General features: G+C 65.6%; 17 protein-coding genes and 1 tRNA gene. 6 read left to right on the top strand and 12 right to left on the bottom strand.

The window, feature by feature from the left end; all coding sequences use genetic code 11:
- Window positions 1-42 precede the first annotated feature (42 nt).
- Both mfd and I603_RS01750 read left to right on the top strand, forming a co-directional pair.
- Window positions 43-3558 carry a transcription-repair coupling factor gene (gene mfd / locus I603_RS01755; RefSeq protein ID WP_068862092.1) on the top strand — a complete coding sequence of 1172 codons (3516 nt, stop codon included), beginning with the start codon at window positions 43-45 and terminating at the stop codon, window positions 3556-3558.
- Between the two features lie 135 nt (window positions 3559-3693).
- On the top strand, window positions 3694-5634 hold the full coding sequence (locus I603_RS01750; protein ID WP_086621828.1) for a S9 family peptidase: 1941 nt from the start codon (window positions 3694-3696) through the stop codon (window positions 5632-5634).
- Here the strand turns inward: I603_RS01750 and I603_RS01745 are convergent.
- Window positions 5631-6461, bottom strand: a complete 831-nt coding sequence (locus I603_RS01745) for an EAL domain-containing protein (protein WP_068862090.1) — start codon at window positions 6459-6461, stop codon at window positions 5631-5633. The two genes, I603_RS01750 and I603_RS01745, sit on opposite strands and share 4 nt — an antisense overlap.
- A 153-nt stretch (window positions 6462-6614) precedes the next feature.
- Between I603_RS01745 and I603_RS01740 the strand changes: the two genes are divergently transcribed.
- Both I603_RS01740 and I603_RS01735 read left to right on the top strand, forming a co-directional pair.
- The gene (locus I603_RS01740; RefSeq protein ID WP_068862089.1) at window positions 6615-7409 is read left to right on the top strand and encodes an NAD kinase; all 795 of its coding nucleotides are present in this window, start codon (window positions 6615-6617) and stop codon (window positions 7407-7409) included.
- Window positions 7410-7500: 91 nt separating this feature from the next.
- Window positions 7501-7575, top strand: a tRNA-Asn gene (locus I603_RS01735).
- A gap of 31 nt (window positions 7576-7606) precedes the next feature.
- On the opposite strand, the gene I603_RS01730 is transcribed toward I603_RS01735, so the two are convergent.
- The 3 genes from I603_RS01730 to I603_RS01720 form a co-directional block, all read right to left on the bottom strand.
- A complete protein-coding gene (locus I603_RS01730; RefSeq protein ID WP_068862088.1) occupies window positions 7607-8362 on the bottom strand; it encodes a sulfite exporter TauE/SafE family protein in 756 nt (251 codons plus the stop codon).
- A gap of 25 nt (window positions 8363-8387) precedes the next feature.
- Window positions 8388-11150 (bottom strand): preprotein translocase subunit SecA, encoded by a 2763-nt coding sequence (gene secA / locus I603_RS01725; protein ID WP_068862087.1) that lies wholly within the window; start codon window positions 11148-11150, stop codon window positions 8388-8390.
- 118 nt (window positions 11151-11268) lie between these two features.
- Complete coding sequence (locus I603_RS01720) at window positions 11269-11544, bottom strand: hypothetical protein (protein WP_068862086.1); 276 nt, start codon at window positions 11542-11544, stop codon at window positions 11269-11271.
- A gap of 87 nt (window positions 11545-11631) precedes the next feature.
- Between I603_RS01720 and argJ the strand changes: the two genes are divergently transcribed.
- Together argJ and I603_RS01710 are read left to right on the top strand one after the other, a co-directional pair.
- A complete protein-coding gene (gene argJ, locus I603_RS01715; protein ID WP_068862085.1) occupies window positions 11632-12858 on the top strand; it encodes a bifunctional glutamate N-acetyltransferase/amino-acid acetyltransferase ArgJ in 1227 nt (408 codons plus the stop codon).
- Window positions 12855-13649 carry an inositol monophosphatase family protein gene (locus I603_RS01710; protein ID WP_068862084.1) on the top strand — a complete coding sequence of 265 codons (795 nt, stop codon included), beginning with the start codon at window positions 12855-12857 and terminating at the stop codon, window positions 13647-13649. The genes argJ and I603_RS01710 overlap by 4 nt, the downstream gene beginning before the upstream one ends.
- A gap of 3 nt (window positions 13650-13652) precedes the next feature.
- Here I603_RS01710 and trxA read toward each other — a convergent pair whose 3' ends face one another.
- The 8 genes from trxA to ahcY form a co-directional block, all read right to left on the bottom strand.
- Window positions 13653-13973 (bottom strand): thioredoxin, encoded by a 321-nt coding sequence (trxA, locus tag I603_RS01705; RefSeq protein ID WP_068862083.1) that lies wholly within the window; start codon window positions 13971-13973, stop codon window positions 13653-13655.
- Window positions 13974-14044: 71 nt separating this feature from the next.
- Window positions 14045-17578: a double-strand break repair helicase AddA gene (addA, locus tag I603_RS01700; RefSeq protein WP_068862082.1), complete on the bottom strand. Its 3534-nt coding sequence runs from the start codon at window positions 17576-17578 to the stop codon at window positions 14045-14047.
- Window positions 17575-20619 carry a double-strand break repair protein AddB gene (gene addB, locus I603_RS01695; RefSeq protein WP_068862081.1) on the bottom strand — a complete coding sequence of 1015 codons (3045 nt, stop codon included), beginning with the start codon at window positions 20617-20619 and terminating at the stop codon, window positions 17575-17577. Before addB ends, addA begins: the two co-directional genes overlap by 4 nt.
- Window positions 20612-21331 carry a nucleotidyltransferase family protein gene (locus tag I603_RS01690; protein WP_068862080.1) on the bottom strand — a complete coding sequence of 240 codons (720 nt, stop codon included), beginning with the start codon at window positions 21329-21331 and terminating at the stop codon, window positions 20612-20614. The genes addB and I603_RS01690 overlap by 8 nt, the downstream gene beginning before the upstream one ends.
- Entirely contained in the window at window positions 21328-22314 is a 987-nt protein-coding gene (locus I603_RS01685; RefSeq protein ID WP_068862079.1) for an aminoglycoside phosphotransferase family protein, read from the bottom strand. Before I603_RS01685 ends, I603_RS01690 begins: the two co-directional genes overlap by 4 nt.
- Complete coding sequence (tsaE, locus tag I603_RS01680; RefSeq protein ID WP_084439760.1) at window positions 22311-22775, bottom strand: tRNA (adenosine(37)-N6)-threonylcarbamoyltransferase complex ATPase subunit type 1 TsaE; 465 nt, start codon at window positions 22773-22775, stop codon at window positions 22311-22313. Before tsaE ends, I603_RS01685 begins: the two co-directional genes overlap by 4 nt.
- Complete coding sequence (locus I603_RS01675) at window positions 22772-25132, bottom strand: PAS domain-containing sensor histidine kinase (RefSeq protein ID WP_068862078.1); 2361 nt, start codon at window positions 25130-25132, stop codon at window positions 22772-22774. Before I603_RS01675 ends, tsaE begins: the two co-directional genes overlap by 4 nt.
- 80 nt (window positions 25133-25212) lie before the next feature.
- Window positions 25213-26631, bottom strand: a complete 1419-nt coding sequence (gene ahcY, locus I603_RS01670; RefSeq protein WP_143736728.1) for an adenosylhomocysteinase — start codon at window positions 26629-26631, stop codon at window positions 25213-25215.
- Window positions 26632-26719: the final 88 nt, after the last annotated feature.

The following is a 26719-nucleotide window of genomic DNA, read 5'->3' as shown; positions in this document are numbered from 1 at the left end:
TGCGGGAACCGCTCCGGCGCGCGGAGCTTCACTGGAAACACCATGCCCGATCTCAACCGCATCCTGTCCGCGCGCGAGCCGCTGACCCTGTCCTCGCTGCCGCGCGGGAGCCTGCCGCTGGTGCTGGCAGACATCGCGCGTGCGGCGCACGGGGTTAAGGGCGGGCAGCGCGCAGTGTTCATCGCACCCGACGAAGCGGCGATGCGCGCAGGCGCCGAGGCGGCACGCTTTTTCGCGCCCGAGGTCGAGGTGCTGACCTTCCCGGCGTGGGACTGCCTGCCCTATGACCGCGCCAGCCCGGCGCTCTCGATCAGCGCCGAACGGCTGGCGACGCTGCACCGACTGCAGAACCCGTCGGGCAGCGCACAGCTGCTGGTCACCACGGTCAACGCGGTGCTGCAGCGCGTGCTCACCCCGTTCCGGGTGCGAGAGAGCGTGCGCGAGTTTCGTCCCGGCACCAGCATCGGCCACGAAAGCCTCGCCGCGCTGCTCACCCGACAGGGCTACAGCCGCACCGACACGGTGATCGATCATGGCGAATTCGCGGTGCGCGGCTCGATCGTCGACATCTTTCCCTCCAGCCTCGATGCCGGGCTCAGGCTCGATTTCTTCGGCGATGAACTGGAAAGCCTGCGCCTGTTCGACCCGGCCACCCAGCTTACGGTTGAGCGGGTTGACCAGCACCTCCTGCTGCCCGCCTCCGAGGCGCTGGTGGACGAGGACAGCATCAAGCGCTTCCGCACCCGCTACCGCGAGCTGTTCGGCGCCCATGCGACGCAGGACCCGCTTTACGAGGCCGTGTCCGACGGGCGGCGGCTGGCGGGGATGGAACACTGGCTGCCGCTGTTCGAAGAGAAGCTGGCAAGCCTGTTCGACCATATCGGCAAGAATGATCTTGTGGTGATCGATCAGGGAGCTCTCGGGGCTGCCGAAGAACGCCTGTCTGATATTGCCGACTATCATGAACAGCGCGGCCGGATCGCCGGCGAGAGGAAGGGCAGCTATCGCCCGCTGGCGCCGGAAGCGCTCTATCTGACCCGCGCAGAATTCGATGCTGCGCTGGCTGCGCTTCCCGCCCATCGCGCGAGCGGCTTCGCCGCCGAGGAAGGCGCGGCCGTCCTCGATTTCGGCTTTCGCTCGGGCCGCGATTTCGCTCCCGAACGCGGGCGCGGCGAGAATATCTACGAGGCCGCCGCCGCGCATCTCAAGGCCGTAGCCAAGGCCGCTCGCAAGCCGCTCTTCGCCGCCTATTCCACCGGCAGCGCGCGGCGCATAGCCTCGATCCTCGAAGAGGCCGGCGCACCCACCGCTCTGGCGGACAGCTGGCAGCACGGGCTCGGCCTTGCGGCCAAGGGCAAGGTCGCGGTGCTGGTGCTGCCGCTCGAGAACGGCTTCGCCAATGACAGCCTCGAACTCCTCACCGAGGCCGACGTGCTGGGCGACCGGCTGGTGCGGCGCAAGAAGAAGCGCAAGGATTCCGATGCCTTCCTCGCCGAACTTCAGGCCCTGTCGCGCGGTGATCTGGTGGTTCATGTCGAACACGGGATCGGGAAATATCTCGGCCTCGAGCCGATTCCCGTCGGCAAAAGCCAGCATGATTGCGTCGCGCTCGAATATGCGGGCGGCGACAAGCTGTTCATTCCGGTCGAGAACATCGATGTCCTCTCGCGCTACGGCTCGTCCGATCAGGTCGTGCCGCTCGACCGGTTGGGCGGCGAGGCGTGGCAGCGGCGGCGGGCGAAACTCAAGGAGCGCATCACCGCCATTGCCGGCGAACTTATGCAGGTCGCCGCGGCGCGTGCGCTGAGGCAGGCCCCCGCCCTCCCGGCTGATCCGGCCACCCTCAACCAGTTCGTCGACCGCTTCCCGTGGTCGGAGACCGAGGATCAGGAACGCGCCATCGCCGATGTGCTGTCGGACCTCGAAAGCGGCCGCCCGATGGACCGGCTGGTGTGCGGCGATGTCGGCTTCGGCAAGACCGAGGTCGCCCTGCGCGCGGCCTTTGTCGCGGCGATGAACGGGCAGCAAGTCGCCATCGTCGCTCCCACAACCCTGCTTGCCCGCCAGCATTATCAGAACTTCGCGGAACGCTTCTCCGGCTTCCCGCTCAAGGTCGGGCGGCTGTCACGGCTGGTATCCGCAAAGGAGGCTGCCGAAACCCGCGAGGGGCTTGAAAACGGGCAGATCGATCTGGTGGTCGGCACCCACGCGATCCTGTCGAAGAGCACCAAGTTCAAGAACCTCGGCCTTGTCATCGTCGACGAGGAGCAGCGCTTTGGCGTCACCCACAAGGAAAAGCTGAAGCAGCTGCGCGCCGATGTCCACGTCCTCACCCTCACCGCCACCCCGATCCCGCGCACCTTGCAAATGGCGATGAGCGGGCTGCGCGAGCTTTCCACCATCCAGACCCCGCCGGTGGATCGCCTCGCGGTGCGCACCTATGTGATGGAATGGGACGACATGGTGATCCGCGAGGCGCTGCTGCGCGAACATCACCGCGGCGGGCAGAGCTTCATCGTCGTGCCGCGCATCTCCGATATGGCGACGGTCGAGGAATGGCTGCGTGAACACGTGCCCGAGATCAAGTCGGTCTCGGCCCACGGCCAGATGTCGCCCGGCGAGGTCGAGGAGCGGATGGGCGCTTTCTACGACCGCAAGTATGACGTGCTGCTATCGACCACCATCGTCGAAAGCGGATTGGACATCCCCTCCGCCAATACCATCATCATCCACCGTGCCGACCGCTTCGGCCTGGCGCAGCTCTACCAGTTGCGCGGGCGCGTGGGCCGCGCCAAGCTGCGCGCCTATGCCTATCTGACGCACGAGAAAGATGTTGCCCTGTCGGAAGTCGCGCAGAAGCGGCTGAAGGTGCTGGGCGATCTCGACAGCCTTGGCGCGGGCTTTCAGCTGGCGAGCCACGATCTCGACATTCGCGGCGCGGGCAACCTTCTGGGCGACGAGCAATCGGGCCATATCCGCGAAGTCGGCTTCGAACTCTACCAGGCGATGCTGGAGGAAGCGATCCTGGCCGCCAAGGCGGGCGAGATGGGCCTCGAGCGACCGCGCGACAAGGTAAGCCCCCAGATCACGGTCGATGCCCCGATCATGATCCCCGAGGATTACGTCCCCGACCTCGCCGTGCGCATGGGCCTCTACCGCCGCCTCAACCAGGCGGAAGGACAGAACGAGATCGAGAGCCTCGCCGCCGAGATGATCGACCGTTTCGGCGACCTGCCGCAGCCGACCAAAAACCTCATCCGGCTGATAGAGATCAAGCATCAGGCGATCACGGCCAATATCGCCAAGATCGATGTTGGCGCGCGCGGGACGCTGGTGACATTCCATCAGGACGACTTCCCCGATCCCATGGGCCTGATCGCCTATGTCGAGCGGCTCAATGACGGCGGGAAAGACACTGCCAAGCTGCGCCCGGACATGAAGCTGGTGATCAACCGCGCATGGAGCGATCCGCTGAGCCGACTCAACGGGTTGTTCCAGCTGACCAAGGGCCTGTCTGGCATCGTCAGGAAAGCGGCAAAGGCAAAGAAGGCAGCCTGAAAACTCCGCAAATCCGGAGTGACACGGCTTCGCGATCTGCTAGCCTCCGGCCGGCTTGAACCGGGACAAGGGGGGACTGAAATGCGCTATTCGACGTCGAGCGGACGATATCGCCAAATTCCGCGGGTTTTGATTATGGCATCGGCATCGATGCTGCTGTTCGGCTCGCCGGTTTCCGGACAGGTTGCCAGCCCTGACCGACCGGTAAGCGATCCGGCCGGTCTGGAAAGCCCGGTCAATCCCGAAGCGGCCGCCGTCCCCGTCGAGGACCTTTCCTATTCCCGCACGCTGGGCGCTACTGCGTGGAGCCGCGACGGCAAGGAGATCTTCCTTGTGACCAGCCTGACGGGCCGGAACAATATCTGGAAAATCCCCTCGACCGGGGGCTGGCCGGTCCAGTTGACCCGTTCCGAAGAGCGGCAGGGCGGACTGATGCCTTCGCTCGACGGGAGCCTGTTGTATTTCACTGAGGATGTCGGTGGAGACGAACAGTTCGATATCTTCGCCGTGCCGGCCAATGGCGGTGCGGTGCGGAACCTTACCAGGACGCCCGAATTGCGAGAGACATCGCTGGTGATCGCGCCGGGCGGCACGACGGGGGCGGTTTCGACCAAGCTGCGCAGCGAAGGGCAGGTCAACCTCGCTTTGATCGATCTTGCGACCGGTCAGACAATGCCGCTGGTGACCGAGCCTGACCCGGCCCTGCGCTGGAGACCGATAGCATGGATCGAGGACGGCAAGGCGCTGATGGCGGTGCGCTCGAACGCCAACAGCACGCTGGCCGAGGTCTGGCGGATCGAGGTGCCGAGCGGCAAGGCACAACTCATTCTAGGCAAGCCCGGCACGATCTACGAAGCAAGCGACGTGACGGCCGATGGCAGGCTGGTGGCGGTAGCCACCAACGAGGGAACGGGCCAGCTGCGCGCCGGCATCTACGATACAAGCGCGAAGTCCTGGCGCTGGCTGGCGCCAACACCATGGGAACAGTCGACCGGGACCTTCAGCCCCGATGGCAAGACCCTCACGGTGACCCGCAATGAAGACGGCCGCACCACCGCCTCGCTGGTCGATGTGGCAACGCTGCAGGAAAGGCCGCTGCCTCTACCGCCGGGCATCAACAGCTTTGCAGGTGCCGATACGCCGTTCTCTCCCGATGGCGGGCGCATTCTCGTCGCCCATTCGGGAGCGGACCGTCCGAGCGATCTGCAGGTAGTCGACCTTGCAACCGGCAGCGCCAATGCCGTCACGGCGATGGGCGTGGCCAGCCTCAAGCCGGAGAACCTGCCCAAGACCCGGATCGTCACCTACAAGAGCTTCGACGGGACGCTGATCAGCGCGATTGTCACCATGCCGTTCAACCTCAAGCGCGACGGCACCAACCCTGCCGTCATGCTGCCCCATGGCGGACCGACCGGTCAGAGCCGCGACGGCTTCAACCGCACCGCCACCGCGCTCGCCAGCCGCGGCTATATCGTCATGCAACCCAACGTCCGCGGTTCAACCGGCTATGGCCAACCGTTCCAGAATGCGAACTATCAGGACCTGGGCGGCGGCGATCTGCGCGATGTCATCGCTGGAAAGCAGTTTCTTGTCGAAAGCGGCTATGTCGATCCGGACAAGGTCGGGATCACGGGCGGATCCTATGGCGGCTACATGACATTGATCGCGCTCGCCAAAACGCCCGACGAATTCGCGGCAGGCGCGCAATTGTTCGGCATCATCAACTGGTTCAGCATGTACGAGACCTCGGATGCGCTCTTGCGGCAATACCTGATCTCGCTGCTGGGTGACCCGGTAAAGGATCGCAAGGTCTACGAGGCAACCTCGCCGATCACCTATATCCGCAACATCAAGGCACCTCTGCTCTCACTACAGGGCGACCGGGACATCCGGGTGCCCCGCGGTCAGGCGGAGGAGGTTGCGGCGATCCTTGCCGAGATCGGCACGCCGAACGAGACGGTTTTCTACCCCGCCGAAGGCCACGGGTTCGCCAAGCGAGAAAACCAGATCGATTCGCTTCGCCGGGTTATCGACTGGTTCGACCGCCATCTGAAAGGCGCTGAACCGCGTCCCTAACCATGGCCCATCCCCCGCGCCGTCTTGGCCAGTGCGAGCACGCTTTCGCTCGACATTGGCTGGGCGCGCAGGAAACCTTGCCAATGGTCGCAACCTTCTGCGGTGATTGCGGCGCGCTGGATCTCGGTCTCGATCCCCTCGGCATAGATCGCAAGGCCCAGTGCCTTGCCGAGCGCCACAATCGCCCGGAAAACAGCAAGCGCGGTGGGATCGCCGGGCACGCCGTCGACCATCACCTTGTCGAGCTTCAAGCCATCAAGCGGGAGTTCGCGCAAATAGCGGAAATTGCAGAAGCCAGCGCCGAAATCGTCGAGCGCGGTGCGGAATCCCAGCTTGCGCAGCGCGCCCAACGCTGCGGCGGCCTGCTTGAGATTGCGCAACAGCAGATCCTCGGTGATCTCCAGCATCAATCGTGACGGGGCAATATCCGACTGCCCGATCAGGGCGGCGAAATCGGCGGCGAAGCGCTCCTCGCCCAGTTCCTCGGGGGTGATGTTCAGGGACAAGGTGAGATTGTCCGGCCAGGTCGCTGCGTCCTCCAGGGCGCGGGCGACGACATGGCGTGATAGCGGAGCCACCAGTGCGGCGCGCTCGGCAATCGCAAAGAGATCGCGTGCGCCGATCGCGCCCAGCGTGGGATGCCGCCAGCGCGCCAGCGCCTCGGCCCCGACCACAGCGCCGCTGGCACAGGAAAACTGCGGCTGGAACAACACTTCGATCTCGCGCCGGTCGAGCGCGCGCAGCAAATCGGCCTCGAGCATGCCGGGGCGCACGCCGGGCAAGCTGCCGCGCGCGGCCATTCGCAATGATGTCCGGCTCTCGTCCATCGCCGTCCTTTCCTCTCTCCCCTTAACCCCGGATCGTGCGTCTGGCTTACATGATTTGCAATCTGGTCGAATCTGGCACATCAGGGCCATCCGCCAGCACGGCGCCGGGGATAAGTGGCATGGCCCCGGCTCAGCGAAACGGGAGGGGGACGGATGACGAGCAACGGCACGCCTTTCCAGCGCCTCGCGCTGCTGGCCTCCGACACACCGCGGGCTCAGGAGGCGCATTATGCACTTCTGAACCAGGGAGAATGGGTTCCTGTCAGTCAGGCAGACGCGGTGGTGGTGCTCGGCGGGGACGGTTTCATGCTGCAGACACTCCACGCGATGATCGATTCCGGGCGCGTGATCCCCGCCTATGGCATGAACCTGGGCACGGTCGGTTTCCTGATGAACCGCTACGACAAGCGCGCGGCGATCGCGGCGCGGGTCGCAAAGGCGCGGCGGTGGTCGATTTCGCCCTTACGCGTTGAAGCAATTACGCAGGACGGCGAAAGTCACGAGTTTTGCGCCATCAATGAACTCTCGCTGCTGCGCGAAACGCGCCAGACCGCCAAGATCGAGGTTACGGTGGGCGACCGGGTGCGGATCAACGAACTGGTGTGCGACGGTGTGCTGGTGGCGACGCCTGCGGGCTCGACCGCTTACAACCTGTCGGCAAATGGCCCGATCCTGCCGCTGGATAGCAAGATGCTCGCGCTTACCCCGATCAGCCCGTTCCGCCCGCGGCGCTGGCGCGGGGCGATTCTGCCCGACCGGATGAAGATCATCCTGAAGGTGCTCGACCCGTCCAAGCGCCCGGTTGCGGCCGTCGCCGACCAGAAGGAACTGCGCGACATTGCCGAGGTCCGCCTCCAGATCGCGCAGGACATTGCGCTCACCCTGCTGTTCGACCCGGGCCAGAGCCTCGAGGAGCGGATCGTCGCGGAGCAATTCGTGACGGGCTAGATCACGCACGAAGAGTGTCAAAACCCCCTTGCAATCATCCGCCCCGCCCCATATAGGCGCGCCTCTGCCAGCGGACTTGTCTGCCGGTTGCTCCCCGATAGCTCAGCGGTAGAGCATTCGACTGTTAATCGAATGGCCGTAGGTTCGAATCCTACTCGGGGAGCCATTTCCTTTTCAAAACAGTGACTTACGCGGCCTCACACCCCCGCCAGCAGCCGCACCCCCACCACCAGCACCAGCACCGCGGTCAGCCAGCGGATCCATTGGAGCGGCAGCAGGCGTGCGGCCATGAGGCTGCCGATCTGGCCGCCCACCACCACCGCCAGCAGCAGCGGCAAGCCTGCGCCGATCGCCTGGCCCATCATGCCGGGACCATTCTTGAGCAATTGTCCGGCCAGACCGAACAGCGAATTGACGAGGATGAACAAGCTCGCGGTCGCGGCAATCGCACGCGCGCCCTGCCAGCGGGCCAGATGCAACAGCGGGGCAAGGAAGATGCCGCCGCCAATCCCCACCAGTCCGGCCAGAAACCCCAGTGGCGGCGCGACAAAGGGCATCCACCGGGCAAACCGCGTCGGCTCGCCCGCGTGCGCCTCGGCCACGGGCACCAGCATGGTCAGGCTGGTCAACACAAGGCTCGCACCCAGCAGGGTCAGAAAGGCCTCCCGCCCGATCGGCACCAGCCCGCCGAGGAAGCTGGCGGGCGCGGCCAGACCGACCAGCACCAGCGCCGGGCGCCACGGGGTAATACCGGCCCGCGCGAAGCGAATGCTCGCGCCCGCCACCACCACGATGTTGCAGGCGAGGCTGACCAGCGGCAGCACGCGGTAATCCAGCCCCGACAGCGCCAGCAGCGCCGAATAGGTCGAACCGCCCCCGAAACCGACGCTGGCATACAGCAGCGCGGTAACAAGGAAGCCCGCCGCCAGCAGCACGGGCACCGCCCCTAGCATCACTCAGCCCCCGGTGCCGCGCAGGTCAGACGATCTGCCGCTCGCTTACTGCGCCATGGCAATGCTTGTACTTGTTGCCGCTGCCGCAGGGACAGGGCGCATTGCGGCTGATGTCGAGATTGGCGAAGGGGTTGTCCGGGTTTGCTCCGCCCGGCCCGAAGGCTGCGCGCGGGCTTCCGGCGAGGGAGCCGAACAGCTCGGGCCGCATCTCCGATCCGTCACCATCAGCCGAGTTGTCGAGGCCGGTCAGCGGATCGATATGTCCAGTGAGGAAATCGGGCAGCTCGGGAAGCTGCTGCGGCTGCGGCGGCTCGATCCTGAGTTCGGCGCGGAACAGGATCTTCGTCACCTCCTCGCGCAGGGTGTCAAGCATGGTCTCGAACAGACCGAAGGCTTCCTGCTTGTATTCGTTGATCGGCTGCTTCTGCGCGATCGAACGCATCCATATCACCTGCCGCAGCGCGTCCAATGTGGCCAGATGTTCCTTCCAGTGATGATCAAGCTGGCGCAGCAGCACGTCCTTTTCGACCACGCGCCAGATTGCCGGATCGGAGGAATTGATCTTTTCCTCCGTCATCGCGTCGGTCATGGTGCGCAGGCGCTCTTCGAGCAGTTCGGGCTCGACCTGGTCTTCTTCCAGCCATTCCTCGAACGGCGGCTGGAGGCCGAAGATGTCCTCGACCTTCTGCTTGAGGCCGGCAATGTCCCACTGCTCGGGATAGGAACCCGGCGGGCAGGCTGTGCCGACGATGGTGTTGATCGTGTCGTGGCGCATGTCGACGACCACATCATCGACCGCCTCGCTATCCATGATTTCGGCGCGCTGCTCGTAGACCACCTTGCGCTGGTCGTTCATCACGTCATCGTACTGCACGACCTGCTTGCGCATGTCGTAGTTGCGCGCCTCGACCTTCTTCTGCGCGGTCTCGATCGCCTTGGAGAGCCACTTGGAGCCGATCGCCTCGCCATCGGCAAGGTTCGACTTCATCATCTTGGAAAACAGCGTGTCGGGGCCGAAGATGCGCAGCAGATCGTCTTCAAGACACAGGTAGAAGCGCGACAGGCCGGGGTCGCCCTGACGGCCCGAACGGCCGCGCAGCTGGTTGTCGATGCGGCGCGATTCGTGGCGTTCGGTGCCGAGCACGAACAGGCCGCCCGCCGCGATCACCCGCTTCTTTTCCTCGGCCACCTCGGCGCGGATGCGGGCGACGGCTTCGTCGCGCTCCGGGCCTTCCGGCATCTCGCCCAGTTCATCCTGGATGCGATATTCGACATTGCCGCCCAGCTGGATATCGGTGCCGCGCCCGGCCATGTTGGTGGCGATGGTGACCGCGCCAAAGCGGCCCGCCTGTGCCACGATCCGCGCTTCCTGCTCGTGGAAGCGGGCGTTGAGCACCGAGTGCGTCACGCCTTCCTTGTCGAGATACTGGCTGAGCAGTTCGGACTTCTCGATCGAGACCGTGCCGACCAGCACCGGCTGGCCGATTTCCTGCTTTTCCTTGATCGCCCGCGCGATGGCGCCGAACTTGTCGGCAGTATTCTTGTAGAACTCGTCTTCCTCGTCGATGCGCGCGACCGGCAGGTTGGTGGGGATTTCGACCACGCCGACCTTGTAGATGTCCCAGAATTCCGCCGCTTCGGTTGCCGCCGTGCCGGTCATGCCGGAAAGCTTGGGATACATGCGGAAGTAGTTCTGGAAGGTGATCGAGGCCATCGTCTGGTTTTCCGGCTCGATGCGCACACCTTCCTTGGCCTCGACCGCCTGATGGAGTCCGTTCGACCAGCGCCGTCCGTCCATCATGCGACCGGTGAACTCGTCGATGATGACAACCTTGCCGTCCTTGACGATGTAGTCGGTGTCGCGCTTGCGGGCGAAATTGGCGACCAGCGCCTGATCGAGGTGATGGACGACCTGGGTGTTCTCGACATCGTAAAGATTGGGCGTGGCAAGCAGGCCCTTATCGAGCAGGATCTTCTCGATTTCCTCCAGCCCGTCCTCGGTCAGCTGGACGCGTTTGACCTTCTCGTCGATGTCGAGCCAGTCAGCCGGGATCTCACGCGCGACCTCGTCAAGGGCGACGTAAAGTTCGGACTTGTCCTCCGTCGGGCCGGAAATGATCAGCGGAGTGCGTGCCTCGTCGATCAGGATCGAATCCACTTCATCGACAATCGCGAAGTTGAACGGACGCTGGCACATCTGGCTGCGTTCGTGCTTCATGTTGTCGCGCAGGTAATCGAACCCGAATTCGTTGTTGGTGCCGTAAGTGATGTCGGCGTTATAGGCGTCGCGCTTCGTCTCTTCGCCCATGCCGGGCACGATCACGCCGACGGTCAGGCCCAGCCAGTTGTAAAGTCGGCCCATTTCGGCCGCATCGCGCCGGGCGAGGTAATCATTGACCGTGACGACATGCACGCCCTTGCCTTCGAGCGCATTGAGATAGACCGCCAGCGTCGCCATCAGGGTCTTGCCCTCGCCGGTGCGCATTTCGGCGATCTCGCCGCGATGGAGCACGATACCGCCGATCAGCTGCACGTCGAAATGGCGCATCCCGAAGACACGCACCGATGCCTCGCGCACGGTGGCGAAGGCTTCGGGCAGGATGTCGTCAAGTTTGGCCCCATTGTCGATCAGGTCGCGCAGCTTCGCGGTCTGGGCCTGCAGGTCTTCGTCGGAGAGAGCCTGCACCTGCGGTTCAAGCGCATTGATCTGGGTAACGATCTTGCGGAGCGACTTCACATATCGGTCGTTGGCCGAGCCGAAGACGGACTTGATGATGGTATTGAGCATGGGTCGGGCGTGCCTTTGAACGGGAGCGGCCCCCTCGCAGGGCGGCCTGAAATCTGTGAGGAAACGCGCGCGCATGGGCGCAGCGCGGAAAGCTTCGGAAAATCGGCGGAAAGTGCGCCTATTCGAAGGCGCGCTCGATACCCATGAGAACCGGCAGGCGCAGCGCGCGCGGATGCGCCGGGCTGCGTTCGGGTGCCTCGACTGCGCGGGTCGCACGCAACGTGGCGGGGGGCGCTTGCACCGCAACGCTCTCGCTGCTGCAAGCCTCGTCCCCGGCGGCGGCGGAGATGCTGGAATCGCATGCCAGCGCATCGACCAGCGATGCCTGCGCCGGGCTGCCGAAGGCAGCAAGGCCGGTAAGCAGAGCCAGAAGGGCGAAGATTTGCCGGGTCATCGCCTTCCCAAATAGGGAATCCCTGCGCCCGCGTCCACCAGCTTTGCCGATTTACTGAAAGCCATCCCCGGCCTAGAGGCGCTCATCATGCAGATCGACCCTTCGCCCCTCGCCCTTCCGTTCCCAGTTTTGCCCGCGATTGCGGGGGTAACCCTGCGCGTTGCCCGGGCGCGTTACAAGGACTGGGACCGGGCCGATCTGACCTTTGCCGAACTGGCCGACGGCACCAGCGTTGCGGGTGTTTTCACCAAAAGTGCCTGCGCCTCGTCCGAAGTCGAACTCGGGAAGGCCAACGTCACGCAGGGGCATGCGCGGGCGCTGGTGGTCAATGCCGGCAATTCCAACGCCTTCACCGGCTGGCGCGGGCGCGAGGCGGTGGAAGCGATCATGGCGCAAACGAGCGCGGCACTGGGCTGCCCGCGAGAGCAGGTGTTCGTCTCCTCGACCGGAGTAATCGGCGTCCCGCTGCCTCAGCACAAGGCGCGCGCCGGGATCGCAGCCGCGCTGGAGGCCGAACCCTGCGGTTGGGAAGACGCGGCGAACGCGATCGGCACCACCGACACCTTTGCCAAGGGCGCGGGCGCGAGCGCGATGGTAGGCGAGACCCGCGTCGAACTTGCCGGGATCATCAAGGGCTCCGGCATGATCGCGCCCGACATGGCGACCATGCTCGGCTACGTCTTCACCGATGCGGACGTTGCGCCTGCCTTCCTCCAGGAAGTGCTGGAGCGCGCCAATCGCCAGACTTTCTCCTGCATCACGGTGGACGGCGACACCTCGACAAGCGACACGGTGATGGTCTTCGCCACGGCCAAGGCGGGCAATGCCCGAATTTCAGGCTGGGACAGTCCCGGCGCGGATGCTTTCGCTGCCGCACTGGCCAACGTCTGCCGCAAACTTGCGCAGCTCGTGGTGCGTGACGGCGAGGGCGCGCGCAAGTTCATCACCATCCGGGTAAGCGGCGCGGTGAGCGATGCCAGCGCGCGCACCATCGGCCTCGCCATCGCCAATTCGCCGCTGGTAAAGACTGCGATTGCGGGCGAGGATGGCAATTGGGGCCGCGTGGTCATGGCGGTGGGCAAGGCAGGCGAACCGGCCGACCGCGACAAGCTCTCGATCGCTTTCGGGGGCATCTGGACGGCGAGGAACGGCGTGCCGGTCGAGGGCTATGACGAAGCGCCGGTCGCATTACATCTCAAGGGCGAGGAAATCGACATTGCGGTGGACCTCGGACTGGGTGAAGGCAGCGCCACCGTTTGGACCTGCGACCTCACCCACGGCTACATCGCCATCAACGCGGATTACCGATCATGAGCGCGCTGGATGACGAAATCCGTGACCTGATGCGCTTTGCCGCGCAGCGTTCGATGCTGCCGCGCTTCCGCCAGCTTGCCGCGCACGAGGTCGAGATGAAGGGTGCGGACGATCCGGTGACCGTGGTCGATCGCGAAGTCGAAGCCTTCCTTACCGAAGCCCTCACTCGCCTTGCTCCGGGCGTCGCGGTGGTGGGCGAGGAAGCAGCCCATGCCGATCCCGCCGTTCTCGATCACCTTTCAGGTCAATGCTGGATCATCGATCCCCTCGACGGCACGGCGAACTTCGCCGAAGGCAAGGAGCCGTTCGGGATCATCGTCGCGCTGGCCGATGCGGGCCAAGCCGTGGCAGGGTGGATCTATGACCCGGTCAAGGACCGCTTCTGTCACGCCCGCAGCGGCGAAGGCGCCTTCGTGAACGGCGAGAAAATCGCCGCGCGCACCACCGGAGCCGATCAGCCGGTCACCGCTGTCAGCCGCATTTTTCTAACCCCCGAACAATCGGCAATGGTCGATGCTAAGCTCGCGCCGCACTACACGCTGGTCGACATCCCGCGCTGCGCTGCGGAGCAATATCCGCGCCTCGCGCTCGGGGAGAACGACGTTTCCAGCTTCAAGCGCACTTATGCATGGGATCACGCGGCAGGCGTCTTGTGGCTCAATGAGGCGGGCGGCAAGGCAGCGCGGCTCGACGGCAGCGAATACCGGGTGGACGAGCACGGCAAGCCGGGGCTCGTCGGCGCGTCCAGCCCGGCGATCTGGGACGAATTCGTCGGGCGGGTGACGGGCTGACGCCTACAACTCGCTTTCGATCCAGCCCTTCAATTGGCTCTTGGGCGCGGCGCCGACCTTGCGGGCGACGGGCTGGCCGTTCTTGAACAGCACCATCAGCGGGATCGACTGTACCCCCATCTGCGCGGCAATATCGGTGTTCTCCATGATGTCGACCTTGGCGATCTTGACCTGCCCGGCCAGTTCCTCGCTGATCTCTTCGAGCGCGGGAGCGATCATCTTGCAAGGGCCGCACCAGTCAGCCCAGAAATCGACCAGCACAGGGGTATCGCTGTCCAGCACATCGGCCTGGAAGCTGGCATCGGTGACATTGACGGTGGCCATTCGACTATCTCCTTTTGCCCGCGAACATAGGGGCGCACGGGGCTCAAATGCAATCTAGTGCGGAGCGGTTTTCACTCAATATCCGGCAGCGACAAGGATTGCTGCGCCGCCTGCAAAGCGTTCTTGTGTAACTTGAGGTCATCGGACGCGAGATCGAACAGCACCGGGGCATGGGTGTAGAGCACGCCTGCGCGCACCTCGTGCCCGGGATAGATGGCCTCCAGAGCGGCGACATAGGCCGCCATCTGGCGCAGCGTCGCAACCGGAATGTCGGCAGCGCTGGCGGGCGGGCGGCGAGTGGTCTTGAAATCGACCACGGTGACGCGCTCCTGCTCGATCACAAGGCGGTCGGCGATGCCAGCCACCACGACGCCCTCGACTGTCGCAGCGAGCGGCACCTCCGCCAGCGCGCGGGGCGAGAAAAGCGCAGCAAAACCGGGGTGGTCGAGCACCCCCATTGCGGCAGCGCACATCTCATCACGCAGTTCGGCCGCTAGATCCCCCGCCTGCCGCTCGAGCCAGCGCCGTGCAGCCTCCTCGCGCTCGGCGGGTGCAACATCGGGCAGACGTTCAAGCAGCTTGTGAATCAGGCTCCCGCGCCGCGCCGCGTTGCGGCCTGCATCGGGCGGTAATGGCGGCTCGGAGCCCGTCTCCTCGCCTGCCGCCGAGGGTGCGAGCGGGCGTGGCGGGCGCGGTTCGGGGCCGATGGGCGCCAGCATCCAGCGCGGCAGTCGGGGTGCGCCGTCCTTGCCCGTTCCGGTGTTATCATCCGGCACCAGCGGCTCGGCACGATGCCCCCATTCCTTGCGCCAGTGCCACACCGGATCGGTCAGTTCCTCGCCTTCGAACAGCGGCGCAAGGCGGGCATACCAGCTATCCTCGTGAGGGACGCCGTTCCTCGCTTCCTTCTTGTTCAGCGATCCGCCGATGAACAGCGCCTCTTCCGCCCGCGTGAGCGCGACGTAGAGCAGCCGCCAATGTTCCTGCATCGCGGCGGACTTCGCGGCCTCCTCTGCCTCGGCGATCCGGCCTGCCTTCTCGTTCTTGCCGAGCGGTGGCAGCGGGACCTCGCGCAGGCGCTCCGGGCCAAGGCCGAAGGGATTGTCTTCCAGCGCAAGCTCGCCCGCTTCGCCCGGCGCACCGGTGGCATCCGCAAGGATCACGATCGGTGCCTGCAACCCCTTGGAGCCATGCACCGTCATCACCCGCACCTGCCCGCTCGCGCTGTCCGAATCGCGCTTGAGATCACCCGTCCCCGCGTCGAACCAGGTCAGGAATCCGGCAAGGCTCGGCCAGTGCTCGGCCTCGTAGGCGAAGGCCGCGTTGAGGAGTTCGTCGAGCGGGTCATTGGCCTCGCTGCCAAGCCGCTCGACCAGCCGTGCGCGGCCCTCCCAGGATCCGGTGAGCACCCATGATATGAGCGCCTGCGGGGTCTGGTAATCGGCTCGCCGCAGCAGATCCTTGAGCCGGTCGGCCGCCTGCGCGACGAACGGCGGCGCGTCCTCGCGCTTCAGGTGTTCCCAGAGGCGCTGCTTCGGCGCGCGCGGGACATGAGCGAGGATATCATCCTGCGTCCAGCCGATCAGCGGCGAGGCGAGCAGGTTCGCAAGGCTCAGGTCATCCTGCGGCTGTGCGGCAAAGCGCAGGGCGGCAAGCACGTCCTTCACCGCCAGCGGCGCACCCAGCCGCAGCCGGTCGACCCCCGCCACCTGCACGCCGCGCGCGTAGAGTTTGGCCACGATCTGCGCGGCGAGCTCCTTGCGCTGGCGCACCAGCACCATGATATCGCCCGCCTGCGCATGGCGCCGGGTGCCCTTCTCGAGCACGAAAGGCTCTTCAGTCAGCCAGCGCTTCACCTGCTCGGCAATGCGTTCGGCCAGCAGGGTGTCGTGGCGGGGCAGCCAGTCGCGCTCGGTCTCCTCGCTGTCATCCTCTTCCGCTTCGGCTTCACCCTCACCCTTCTCCGGCACTACCGGCGGCCACAGTGTCACGAGGCCGGGTCGATCGGCGCCTTTATGGGGGGCGGGCGGCGTGTCGAGGCCGAATTCGCCAAAGCCGAGCAGGTCGATCATGCGGTTGACGAAGTCGAGCACGATATTGGCGGAGCGGAACGACTGGCCAAGGTCGAGATCCTGCCAGCCGGGCTCGCGGCGGTTGGTGCGGCTGGCGCGAATGCCGTCCTGTGCGGCCCGGATTCGGGCGTGGATGCGCTCCTTGGCGCGGGCGAAGTTTTCCGGGCTGGTTCCCTGGAAGCCGAAGATCGCCTGCTTGTAATCGCCCACGGTGAAGATCGTGCGCAGTTTGTCGCCGCGCGCGCCCTCGCCGGTAAAGAAATCGTCGATCAGTGCCTCGACGATATCCCACTGGCTCCGGTTGGTATCCTGCGCCTCGTCGATCAGGATATGGTCGAAATGGCGGTCGAGCTTGTAGCGGATCCAGTCCGAAGCCTCGCGGTCGGACAGCAGGGCTGCAGCCTTGCGAATGAGGTCGCCGAAATCGAGCAGCCCCTCTCGCGCCTTCCTCGCTTCCCAGCGGATGGCGAAGGCGCGACCGATCTCGAGCGATGACGTGACGATCTCGGCGCAGGCTATTAGGGCGCGGCGTTCCTCGAATCGCACCATGGAATCGCTGATTGTCTGCTGGTTCGCGATGAAATCCGGATCGACCTTGGCGGCGTGGCGCAGGTTGCCATTGGGGAGCAATTCGGCATTGAGCACCCCACCGATAAGGCAATCTAGCGAGTCTGCGCGGGCTGCCTTATCGAGCAACAGCCACCGCTCAATTCCGGCGATCGCTTTATCGCCCGAAGGCTTCCCCCATGCTCGCAGTGCGGCGAGGATGGCCATGAGCTCGCCATCGGGGAAGATGTCGGGATCTAGCGGCTCGCTCGCCCAGACCGCGTCCGCATCGGCGGGCATATCGAGCATCTGTCGCACCCGCGCGGCCATCGGCGGTTGCCAGCTTCCCGGCCCTTCCCATAATTCCTGCGCTCCGGCGGCGCGCATCAGCCACTTGTGCAGGCTGGCCGGGTCCTTGCGCGTGGTGAAGTGTTGAAGACCATCGAGCACCGCCACGTCATTGGTGCGCTCGGCCTCCTCGACCATGTCGGAAAGTACCTCGCGCGCCAGCAATTCGCGGCTGCGGTCATCCATGACCCGCGTGCCGGGCGCGAGACCCGCTTCCTCCGGGAAATTCCCGATCAGGAACTGTGCGAAGGCGTGGATCGTGTCGATCCTGAGGCCGCCGCCTGGACAGTCCAGCACACTGGCGAACAGGCTGCGCGCGCGCTCCTGCGTGGTGGGACTGATGTCTGCGCCGAGATGGCGCAGCTCCTTGGCGAGCGTGCCCGCGTCCAGCCGCACCCAGCGCGCCAGCACCGCGTTGATGCGGTTCGCCATCTCCGCCGCGCCCGCCTTGGTGAAGGTCAGGCACAGGATCTGCGAAGGCTCGACATCCTCGCGCAGCAAGAGCCTGAGAACGCGGGCGGAGAGCACCTGCGTCTTGCCTGTCCCCGCCGAGGCTGAGAGCCAGACGTTCTCTTCCGGCTCCGCCGCCGTACGCTGGTTGTCCTGCAAGGGGAAGACAAGGCCGTTGCCGCCGCTCATGCCGCGTCCTCCTTGCCCGACAGGCGCACGATCCATTCTTCCAGCCGCATCAGCTGGTCATATTCATTGTAGCCCTGGTAATCGGGGTTCTCGCGCGCGCGGAACGGCGTGCGGCCCTTGATGTAGTCGCGGATCGCCTCGCCCAGCTTGTCGGCGTGGAAGGTCAGATAATTCTCGGGCAGCAGACCGGTCCGGGCACCATAGAGCTTCATCGGGGTTTCGCGGTAACCGAAGCCATCTTCCTTCTTCGCCTTGCCAAGCGACCAGTACTCGAACCGCGTCGGCGTGCCGGTAACGACCTTTCCGGTATCCTTGTCCGCAAAGCGCCCGTCCCGCGCGATCAGGCCGAGCAGGCCGAGCTGCAGCGCATAACCGGCGGTCACCTGCTTCTTGGGGGGCGGCGCGCCGGTCTTGTAATCGACGATCGCAAGGCTGCCGTCGGCAAGACGGTCGATCCGGTCGGCACGGCCCATGACCTTCACCCCGTTCACCTCCATCACGCCCGAAATCTCGCTCGCCAACACCACACGCCCTTCGGCCTCCTGCACAGCGATCCATTGCTCAAACCGTTCAAGCGCAGCGATCAGGCGCGGTTGCCACAGCGCGCGGAACAGGGGATGAACGCGCTCGGCCTTGAAATGCGCGGCGGCAAACGGGGCAAGCGCGACATCGGGACCGGCAATGCGCGCCTTGTGCCACTGGTCGAGGATGTCGTGGACCAGCGTGCCGCGCAGTGCCGGATCACTGAAGGGATCTGCGGCGAGCGGCTGCAATTGCCTGAGGCCAAGGATCGCCTGCGCATAGAACTGGTAGGGGTCGCCCAGCAGCCGGTCGAGCGCGGTCACCTTGATCGCCACGTCGCGCAAATCCGGCGCGGGATCGGGTGCGGGGCGCGGATAGGGCTTGGCAATCGGGCGCAACCGGTCGAGATGCGGCAGCAGCGCGGGGATACGTGTTTCGCGATGCTCCCTTTCCAGATCCTCGCCCAACAAAGCTTCGACCCTCAGCAGGAAACGCGAGGGCAGCGTCGGCCCCTCGGCATCGCGCAAGGCGCGGCTCAGCACCACTTGCGGAGCACCCAGAGCCCCGGCCAGATCGTGCGCCGCAAGACCGATTCGGAACTCCGCTCCCGGCACGCCGAGCGCGCGCAGGATCGCGGGCGCGAGCAGCGCGTCAGCCCCCGGCGGCTGCGGCCACGAACCTTCGTTCAGGCCGCCGCAGATCACCAGATCGGCCCGTGCCATGCGCGCTTCGAGCAGACCATAGACGGCAACACGCGGATGTCCGCCGTAGCCCGAGCGCACCGCCACCGCGTCCATGCAATCGCGCAAGATCCCGGCGAGGTCCGCCGTCTCGATCGTGGTTCCGAGCGCCGCCGCATGGCCGCGCAGTTCCTCGGTCATCGTGCCGAGCGCGCGGCCATCCTCGCGTTCCCACACGGCGGTGCGGGCAAAGGCTTCGGCAGCATCGGCAAGTCGGCCAAGCGCCTCGGCGAGCGGGATCTGCACGGGCCAATCAGCGAGCGGAGCGACCAGCGCTTCGGCCTCCGCCCACCAGTCGGCCGCTCCGGCTTCTTTCGCGGCCTTGCGCAACGGCGCCATACCCGGCGCCGGGGAAGGCCCGCGCAGTTGCCGGTCGAATGCGCGCAATCCCTTCAGCCAGTCGCGCCGCGCCTCCCTGTCCCACGCGCGCACCAGCGGATGGGCGAAGGCGGCAACCAGATTGGAAGGATCAGGGCCATGCGAAGCAAGCTCGGCCAGCAGACCGAACAAACGCCCCGCCGGTGTGAGGGCTAGCGGCCGACCGGCGGAATCGTCGGCGGCAATATTCCAGCGCTCACAATGCTGCACCACCCGGCGCGCAAGGCCCCGGTCGGCAGTGACGACGGCAATACGCTTTTCCGGCTCTTCCAGCGCCTCACGCACCAGCAGGGCGATAGCTTGTGCCTCCTCCTCGATCGTCGAGCTGGTCATCAGGCGCACACCCGAAAGACGCCGCCGGTCGGCGTCGAGGGTAATCCACGAACGGCTCGCCTGCGGGGGCAGGAACAGCGAGGAGATCGCGCGGCTGCGCGCGGGCTCGGCCGCTGCGATCCCGCGCCGGTGCCACGGCTGCACCTCTGCGCGGTTCACACCCATCCGGTTAAGCAGCAGCTTGAGGTGATATTGCGGGTGGGTCAGCGCGTCCTCGGCCCCGAACACCGCCCCGCCCGGCTCGTCCGATGCACCTGCACGACCGATTTCCGCCCAAGCCTCGTCGCTCATCTCGCGGTCGAGATCGGGCAGGATCACCGCGCCTTCGGGCAAGTCGGCGATCACCCGCAGCAACCGCGCCAATGCAGGCGCGGCGCTGGTGACGCCAGCGGCAATGATCGGGTGTGGCGGCGGGCTTTCTTTCCAAAGCTTCGCCGCGCGGTCGAACAACAGGTTGCGCCGCGTCGCGGCATCGACTTCGCCGCGCGCCTCAAGTTCGGCCTGCCAGCGCGTGTTGACCCGCGCAAACAGACGGATCGACCGCTTCCAGTGCTCTGCAAGATTGCCGAGTTGGTCGAGCACCGCATCGCTCAGCAGGTCCTCCGGCGCCTTTTCCTCGACCAGCAGCCGGTCGATAGTACGTGCCATTTCGCGCGCCAGATTAAGCCGCGCGCGGCCCGGCAACGGCTCCATCTCCTGGGTGTCGCGTTCCTCGGCAATCAGCCGGTCGAGCGCCAGCCAGCGCGCCACCGGATCGCAAGCTGGCGGTATCTCCGCAGCCCCCAGCGGATCAAGTGCCGCACCCAGCCTTTCGTCGAGATCAAGATCGCCCACCGCCACCATGCGCGGCATCAGGAGCCCGACCGCGCCCGTCTCCCCGGCATGGCGGATGAAGGCTTCCGAGAGCGTGCGCGCGGCACGGCTTGACGGTACCAGCACCGTCAAACGGGCAAGGCCGAAGCCCTCTTCGCGATAGCGCGGCACCAGCCCCGCCACCAGCGCATCGGCAAATCCGCGATGCGCGGCAATCGAATAGACCAGCGGACCGGTGCGGCGCGGCTCAGCCACGCTGCAAGGCCTCCTCGGTCGGACGGATCGCCTGCGGCGTGCCGACCTCGAACCACAGCCCGCCGAAGGACAGGCCAAAAAGCCGCCCTTCGTCAATCGCACGGTTCCACAGGATGTTGGTGGAAAATGGTCCTTTCGGCGCATCGCGCAGCAAGCGGTGCGAGACAAGCTGGATACCGGTATAGATGAAGGGTGCGATCCGCCCGTCGCGGCGGCGCGCCAGCTTGCCTAGCGGATCCATATGGAAATCGCCCGGCCCCGAAAAATTGGCCGCCCGCGCATGCGGCACCACCAGCAGCAGCGCGTCCATCTGGTCCGGGTCCCAGCGCCGTGACAGATCGGCAAAGGCGTTGTTCGGCCCGTCGAGCCAGATGTTGTCGGCGTTCAGGGCGAAGAAGGGATCGGGCAGGCCGGGCAGCGCCTTGATCATGCCCCCGCCGGTTTCGAGCAGCAGCGCGCGCTCGTCAGAGATCGTCACCTGCGGAGTCTTGCGCGCTGTTACATGCGCCTCGAGCGCATCGGCGAGATAGTGGACGTTCACCACCGCCCTGGCAACGCCGGCTTCCTTGAGCCGGTCGAGCGCATGATCGATCAGCGGCTTGCCCGCGACACGCACCATCGGCTTGGGCTGGCTTGCAGTCAGCGGCCGCATCCGCTTGCCCAGCCCGGCAGCGAGGACCATCGCGGTGTCGGAGACGAGCGCGCCGCTCATCCAAAGGCTCCGTGGGCGAACCGCAGGCTGGCCGGGATATTGGCATCGAACCAGTCCGCAACCGGGCCGAGCGCCGGATGCGCCAGATCACGTTCGAGTGCCGCCCAGACGCGCGGAATCATGGAGAGATATTTCGGCTTGCCGTCGCGCGCGTTCAGACGCGTAAAGATTCCGACGATCTTGGCGTTTCTCTGCGCGCCGAGCCGGGCGTAATCGGCCAGGAAATCCTCATCCGCTACGCCGGCATGCTGCGCGTAATGGAGCAGCATCGCAGTCTCGAGGTCCTCCGCAACGTCGCGCCTTGCATCCTGCAGCAGCGAGACAAGGTCATAGGCCGGGTGCCCTACCAGCGCGTCCTGGAAATCGATCAGCCCTTGCGGAGCGTCAGCCTTGCCATCCAGCAGCATGATGTTTTCGGCGTGATAATCGCGCAGCACTGTGACGCCGGGGCTCTGGCGTTCCAACAGCGGGGCAAGCACTTCTTCCCACGCCGCCGCATAGGCCGCGGCATCGACATCGAGGCCTTGCGCGGGGCAATACCATTCAGTGAACAGCGCCGCTTCGCGCGCATAGACCGCCATGTCATAGGGCGCGAAGGGACCGGGCGGCAGGCGGTGAAGCGCAACCAGCGCCTCCACCGCGGCTTCATAGGCCGCGCGCTCGTCCGCCGGGTTCAGGTCGAGCCAGTCGCGCATCCGGTCATTGCCGAAATCCTCGGTCAGCACCCAGCCTGCCTCAGGCTCGGCAGCAAGGATGGCAGGTGCCCGCATCCCGTTGCCATTGAGCCAACCCGCTACATGCAGGAACGGCGAGGGGTCTTCGTGCGGCGGCGGCGCGTGCATCAGCATGGCGCTCTCGCCACCGGTACGCCGCAGCCGGAAATAACGCCGGAACGAGGCATCGCCCGGCAGCGGCTCGATCTGCGCACCGGCCCAGCCCGAGCGGGCGACAAATTCGGCGAGACCCTCCGGCAGCTGATTCATGGCATCCGCCCTACCCAATCCTGCCCAGCGCGGGCAATCGCAATCCGCCCCCCTTCCCCGCTTTCTCCGGCCGGTTCGAGCGTGATGGCAAGGCACCCCGGTTCTTGATCGAAGCCCCCTGCATGATCGGGCCATTCGGCCAGCAGCGCTGCCCCTTCGCGATAGTCGTCGAGCCCGATTTCCAGCAGCTCCGAAGGGCTTTCGAGCCGATAGAAATCGGCATGGACCACCGGCAGCCTCAGCGGCGGCGCATCATAGGTCTCGATGATGGTGAAAGTCGGCGAAGGAACCTCGCCCCGATGGCCGAGCGCGGCAAGGATCGCGCGGGCGAGCGTGGTCTTGCCCGCACCCAGCCCGCCTTCGAGCGCGACCACATCGCCCGGTCGCAGCCGGCGGGCAATACGCGCGCCATACGCGGCCATCGCCGCCAGATCGGGCAAGGTCTCGCGCGTGCTGCTCACGGTAGACGGATCGTCGCGGTGGTACCGGCGCCCTTGCGGCTGGCAATTTCCAGCGTGCCGTCATGCGCTTCGATCAGTTGGCGGGCGAGCGGGATACCCAGTCCGGTCCGGCGTTCCGGCGTTCCGTCTTTGCCGGCGGCCAATCCGCCAAGGGCGCGTGACAACTCGTTCGAGGTCATGCCGCGCCCATTGTCGGCAATACTGATTTCCATGCCCCAGTCCGCCCCTTCCGGTGCTCTCCTGATCTCGATAATAATCCGACCGCCATCGGGAGTGCCGGCAATCGCGTTGTCGACAAGATTGCCCAGTGCACGACCAAGCTGGCGTGGATCGCCGTCGACGATCCGCCCGCGACGGCCCTTGAGGTCGAGGCTGAGACCCGCCGCGATGATCGCCTGCTCGCGTTCGCGCACCAGCTTCGTCAGGAATTCGAGCAAGTCGAGGCGCTCCTTGCGGATCGGCAGCAGGCCCGCCTCGCTTTGCGACAGGTCCAGCACGTTCTCGACCTGCTCGGTCAGGCGTTCGACCGCGCTGAGGATGGCATCGACATATTCGCCTGCAGCCTCGGGATCGCTCGCCACGCCCGCCTTGAGCAGTTCGGCATAGCCGCCGATCGTGGTTAGCGGGGTACGGAATTCGTACGACATGTTGGCGAGGAACTTCGCCTTGACCGCATCGGCCTCCTCCAGCGCTTCGGCACGCTCGCGCAAGGCTTGCTCGGCCTTTTGCGAGGCCGTGATGTCGAGCACGGTGAGAAGGCCGTTGCCGTCGGGCAGCGGCACACCGGCAAAACGCAGGGTGCGCCCGTCGGCGAGTTCCACCTGCCCGCCCTTTTCGCGCCGGTCGAGCGTCGCCGCACGCACCGCCGCACCGATCAGAGCCACCTCTTCGGGGTTCACCAGGTTACGCCCGATCGCACCAAGCAGCTCATCGGCGCTGGGATGGGCGTCGAGCAGTTCGGGAGTAAGCCCCCAGGTGCCTGCAAAACTGCGGTTCCACAGCTGCACCGATCCATCGGGCGCGAAGATCGCCAGCGCCTCGAACAGGCTATCGAGCGTGGCGGTACGGGTGCGCAGCAGGGTATCGCGCACAGCGGAGAGCGCGAGCTGCTCGGTACGGTCCTCGGCAATCAGGACGAGTCCGCCATCAGGGAGCGGCTGTGCAACAATCCTGAGATGCGTGCCGCCCGGGAGCGGCCAGGCCTCTTCCAGCGTCGCCCGCGCCTCGAACCAGCCCGCACGCTCGCGGCGCCACTCGGGAAAGTCGCGCACTTCCGGCGTCCGTCCGCGCTCGCGCGCCTCCGCCAGAAAACGCTCGAACGGCGTGTGCGCGGCGATCGTCTCGTCAGTCAGCGAGAAAAGGCGACGGAAGGGACGGTTTGCAAACACCAGCCGTTCCTCGGCATCGAACTGCGCCACCCCGACCGAGAGCTGGTCGAGCAGCGTGCGCTGGGCCTCGCGGAAGGCACGGAATTCGCGCGCGACCTGCTGCTGTTCCTCGATGTCGATGGCATAGCCTGCCACGCCTTCCTGGCCGAGCGGCAGGTCCGAGACCCGCAATGTGCGCCGCGCGCCGTGAATGGTAGCCGCAACCGGGCGTTCGGACTTTTCCTGGCTCTGGAGCGTATCGCCCGCAATCTCTGCCGGGGTGCGGCCGTCTTCAGGTTCGAGCAGCTCGATCTGTCCCTGCACCACCTCGGCCGCATTGCTTGCCCCGACAGCATCGACATAGGCCTGGTTCACCAGCTGGAGCGAAAGGTCGCTGCCGCGGAACCACATCGGCATGGGGGCAGCCTCGATAAGGCCGACCAGCGCGGCAAAATCGCCGGTGGCACGTGCGGCAGCGGCCCGCAGGCGGGCCATTTCAGCGTGGCTCTCGGTGAAGTCGAACACCCATACCAGAGCCGCGCCAGCCGGGGAGACCTGAGGATCGGCAAGCGTGCCGTAAAGCGCAAGACTGCGCCCTGATCCGGGCGGATTGAGTGCCATCCGGAAAGGCGCGGCGCTCTTCTGGGTGGTCTGGATATTGCCCCAGAGTTGCTCCAGCTGGTCCGGCGCAAAACCCCCGGACTGTGGATCACCCTCGACAGCGGCGAGCTCGCTCAGGTAGTTCGGCACTGTCTTGAAGCCGAGCAAGCGGGCAAGCCGGTCGGGTGCCTCGATCCGTCCATCGACCCGGACCAGAAGCGGCACTGCCGGTGCGACATCCAGCAGCGTCTGCATCCGCCGGACACTGGTTTTGAGCGCCTTGGCGCGCTTCTTGCCCGCGCTTGCTCGCAGGATGACCAGCGCAGCGCCCGCCACCCAGGCAGCGAGCACCAGCGCGATCAGCACAAGCGAGAGCGGCGAGACATCCATCTCTCACCAGCTATGCGCGCTGATGCGTCAGTGCAACGGGGTTAAGCTGTTGAAGCCACAACCCCGCTCACCGGGGCCGATCAGTAGCGGTAGTGATCGGGCTTGAACGGCCCTGCCTGCGGCACGCCGATATAGCTCGCCTGCTTCTGCGAAAGCTGGGTGAGCTTCACCCCGAGCTTTTCAAGATGCAGCGCGGCAACCTTTTCATCGAGGTGCTTGGGCAGGACGTAAACGTCGTTCTCGTATTCGTCAGCCTTGGTGAACAGCTCGATCTGGGCCAGCGTCTGGTTGGTGAAGCTCGCGCTCATCACGAAGCTCGGGTGGCCGGTCGCGCAGCCGAGGTTTACCAGGCGGCCCTTGGCGAGGATCAGGATGGACTTGCCATCGGGGAAGGTGACGAGGTCGGTGCCTTCCTTGATTTCCTTCCAGTCGTAGTTGGAAAGGGCCGAAATCTGGATCTCGCTGTCGAAGTGGCCGATGTTGCACACGATCGCCATCGGCTTCATGTTCATCATGTGCTCGGCGGTAATGACGTCCTCGTTGCCGGTAGCGGTCACGAAGATGTCGGCGCGCTTGACGGCGTCCTCCATGGTCACGACCTCGAAGCCGTCCATTGCGGCCTGAAGGGCGCAGATGGGATCGATCTCGGTCACCATCACGCGGGCACCGCCATCACGAAGGCTGGCAGCCGAACCCTTGCCCACATCGCCATAGCCCGCGACGCAGGCGACCTTGCCGGCCAGCATCACGTCGGTCGCGCGGCGGATCGCGTCGACCAGCGATTCCTTGCAGCCGTAAAGGTTGTCGAACTTCGACTTGGTGACCGAATCGTTCACGTTGATCGCGGGGAACGGCAGCTTGCCCTGCTTGGCGATCTGATAGAGGCGCATCACGCCGGTGGTGGTCTCCTCCGAGACGCCCTTGATCGCCTTCACCGTCTTGGTGAGGTAGCCGGGCTTGGCGGCGACAAAGGCCTTGAGCGCGCGCTGGAACTCGATTTCTTCCGCATTGGTGGGCTCGCCCATTTCCTCGCCCGCCTCGATCCGCGCACCCCACAGGGCGAACATGGTGGCATCGCCGCCATCGTCGAGGATCATGTTGGCGGTGAGGTCGGGATCGGCCTCGGAGGACCAATCGAAGATGCGGCCTACATAGTCCCAGTAATCGGCCAGCGTCTCGCCCTTGATGGCGAAAACGGGGATCCCGCGTGCGGCGATCGCGGCTGCGGCATGGTCCTGGGTCGAGAAGATGTTGCAGGTCGCCCAGCGCACTTCGGCACCCAGAGCCACCAGCGTCTCGATCAGGACGGCGGTCTGGATGGTCATGTGCAGGCTACCGGTGATGCGGGCGCCCTTCAGGGGCTGGGACGCGCCATATTCCTCGCGCAGCGCCATCAGGCCGGGCATCTCGGTTTCGGCGATGCGGATCTCGTCGCGGCCGAAATCGGCGAGCGCGATGTCCTTGATGACATATTCCTGGGTCGGGGCGAGAGTGGCCATGTGTCTGTCTCCTGCGTCAAGCGCACGCAATGGGGGTGTAATCCTGCCGCCAGCCCCTAGCCGCGCGCCGCTCGGGAGGCAAATATAA

This window comes from Erythrobacter dokdonensis DSW-74 (assembly GCF_001677335.1).
Taxonomy (GTDB): Bacteria; Pseudomonadota; Alphaproteobacteria; order Sphingomonadales; family Sphingomonadaceae; genus Erythrobacter; species Erythrobacter dokdonensis.
Note: the sequence above shows the minus strand (reverse complement) of the source record. Positions and strands in the feature narration are given on the sequence as shown.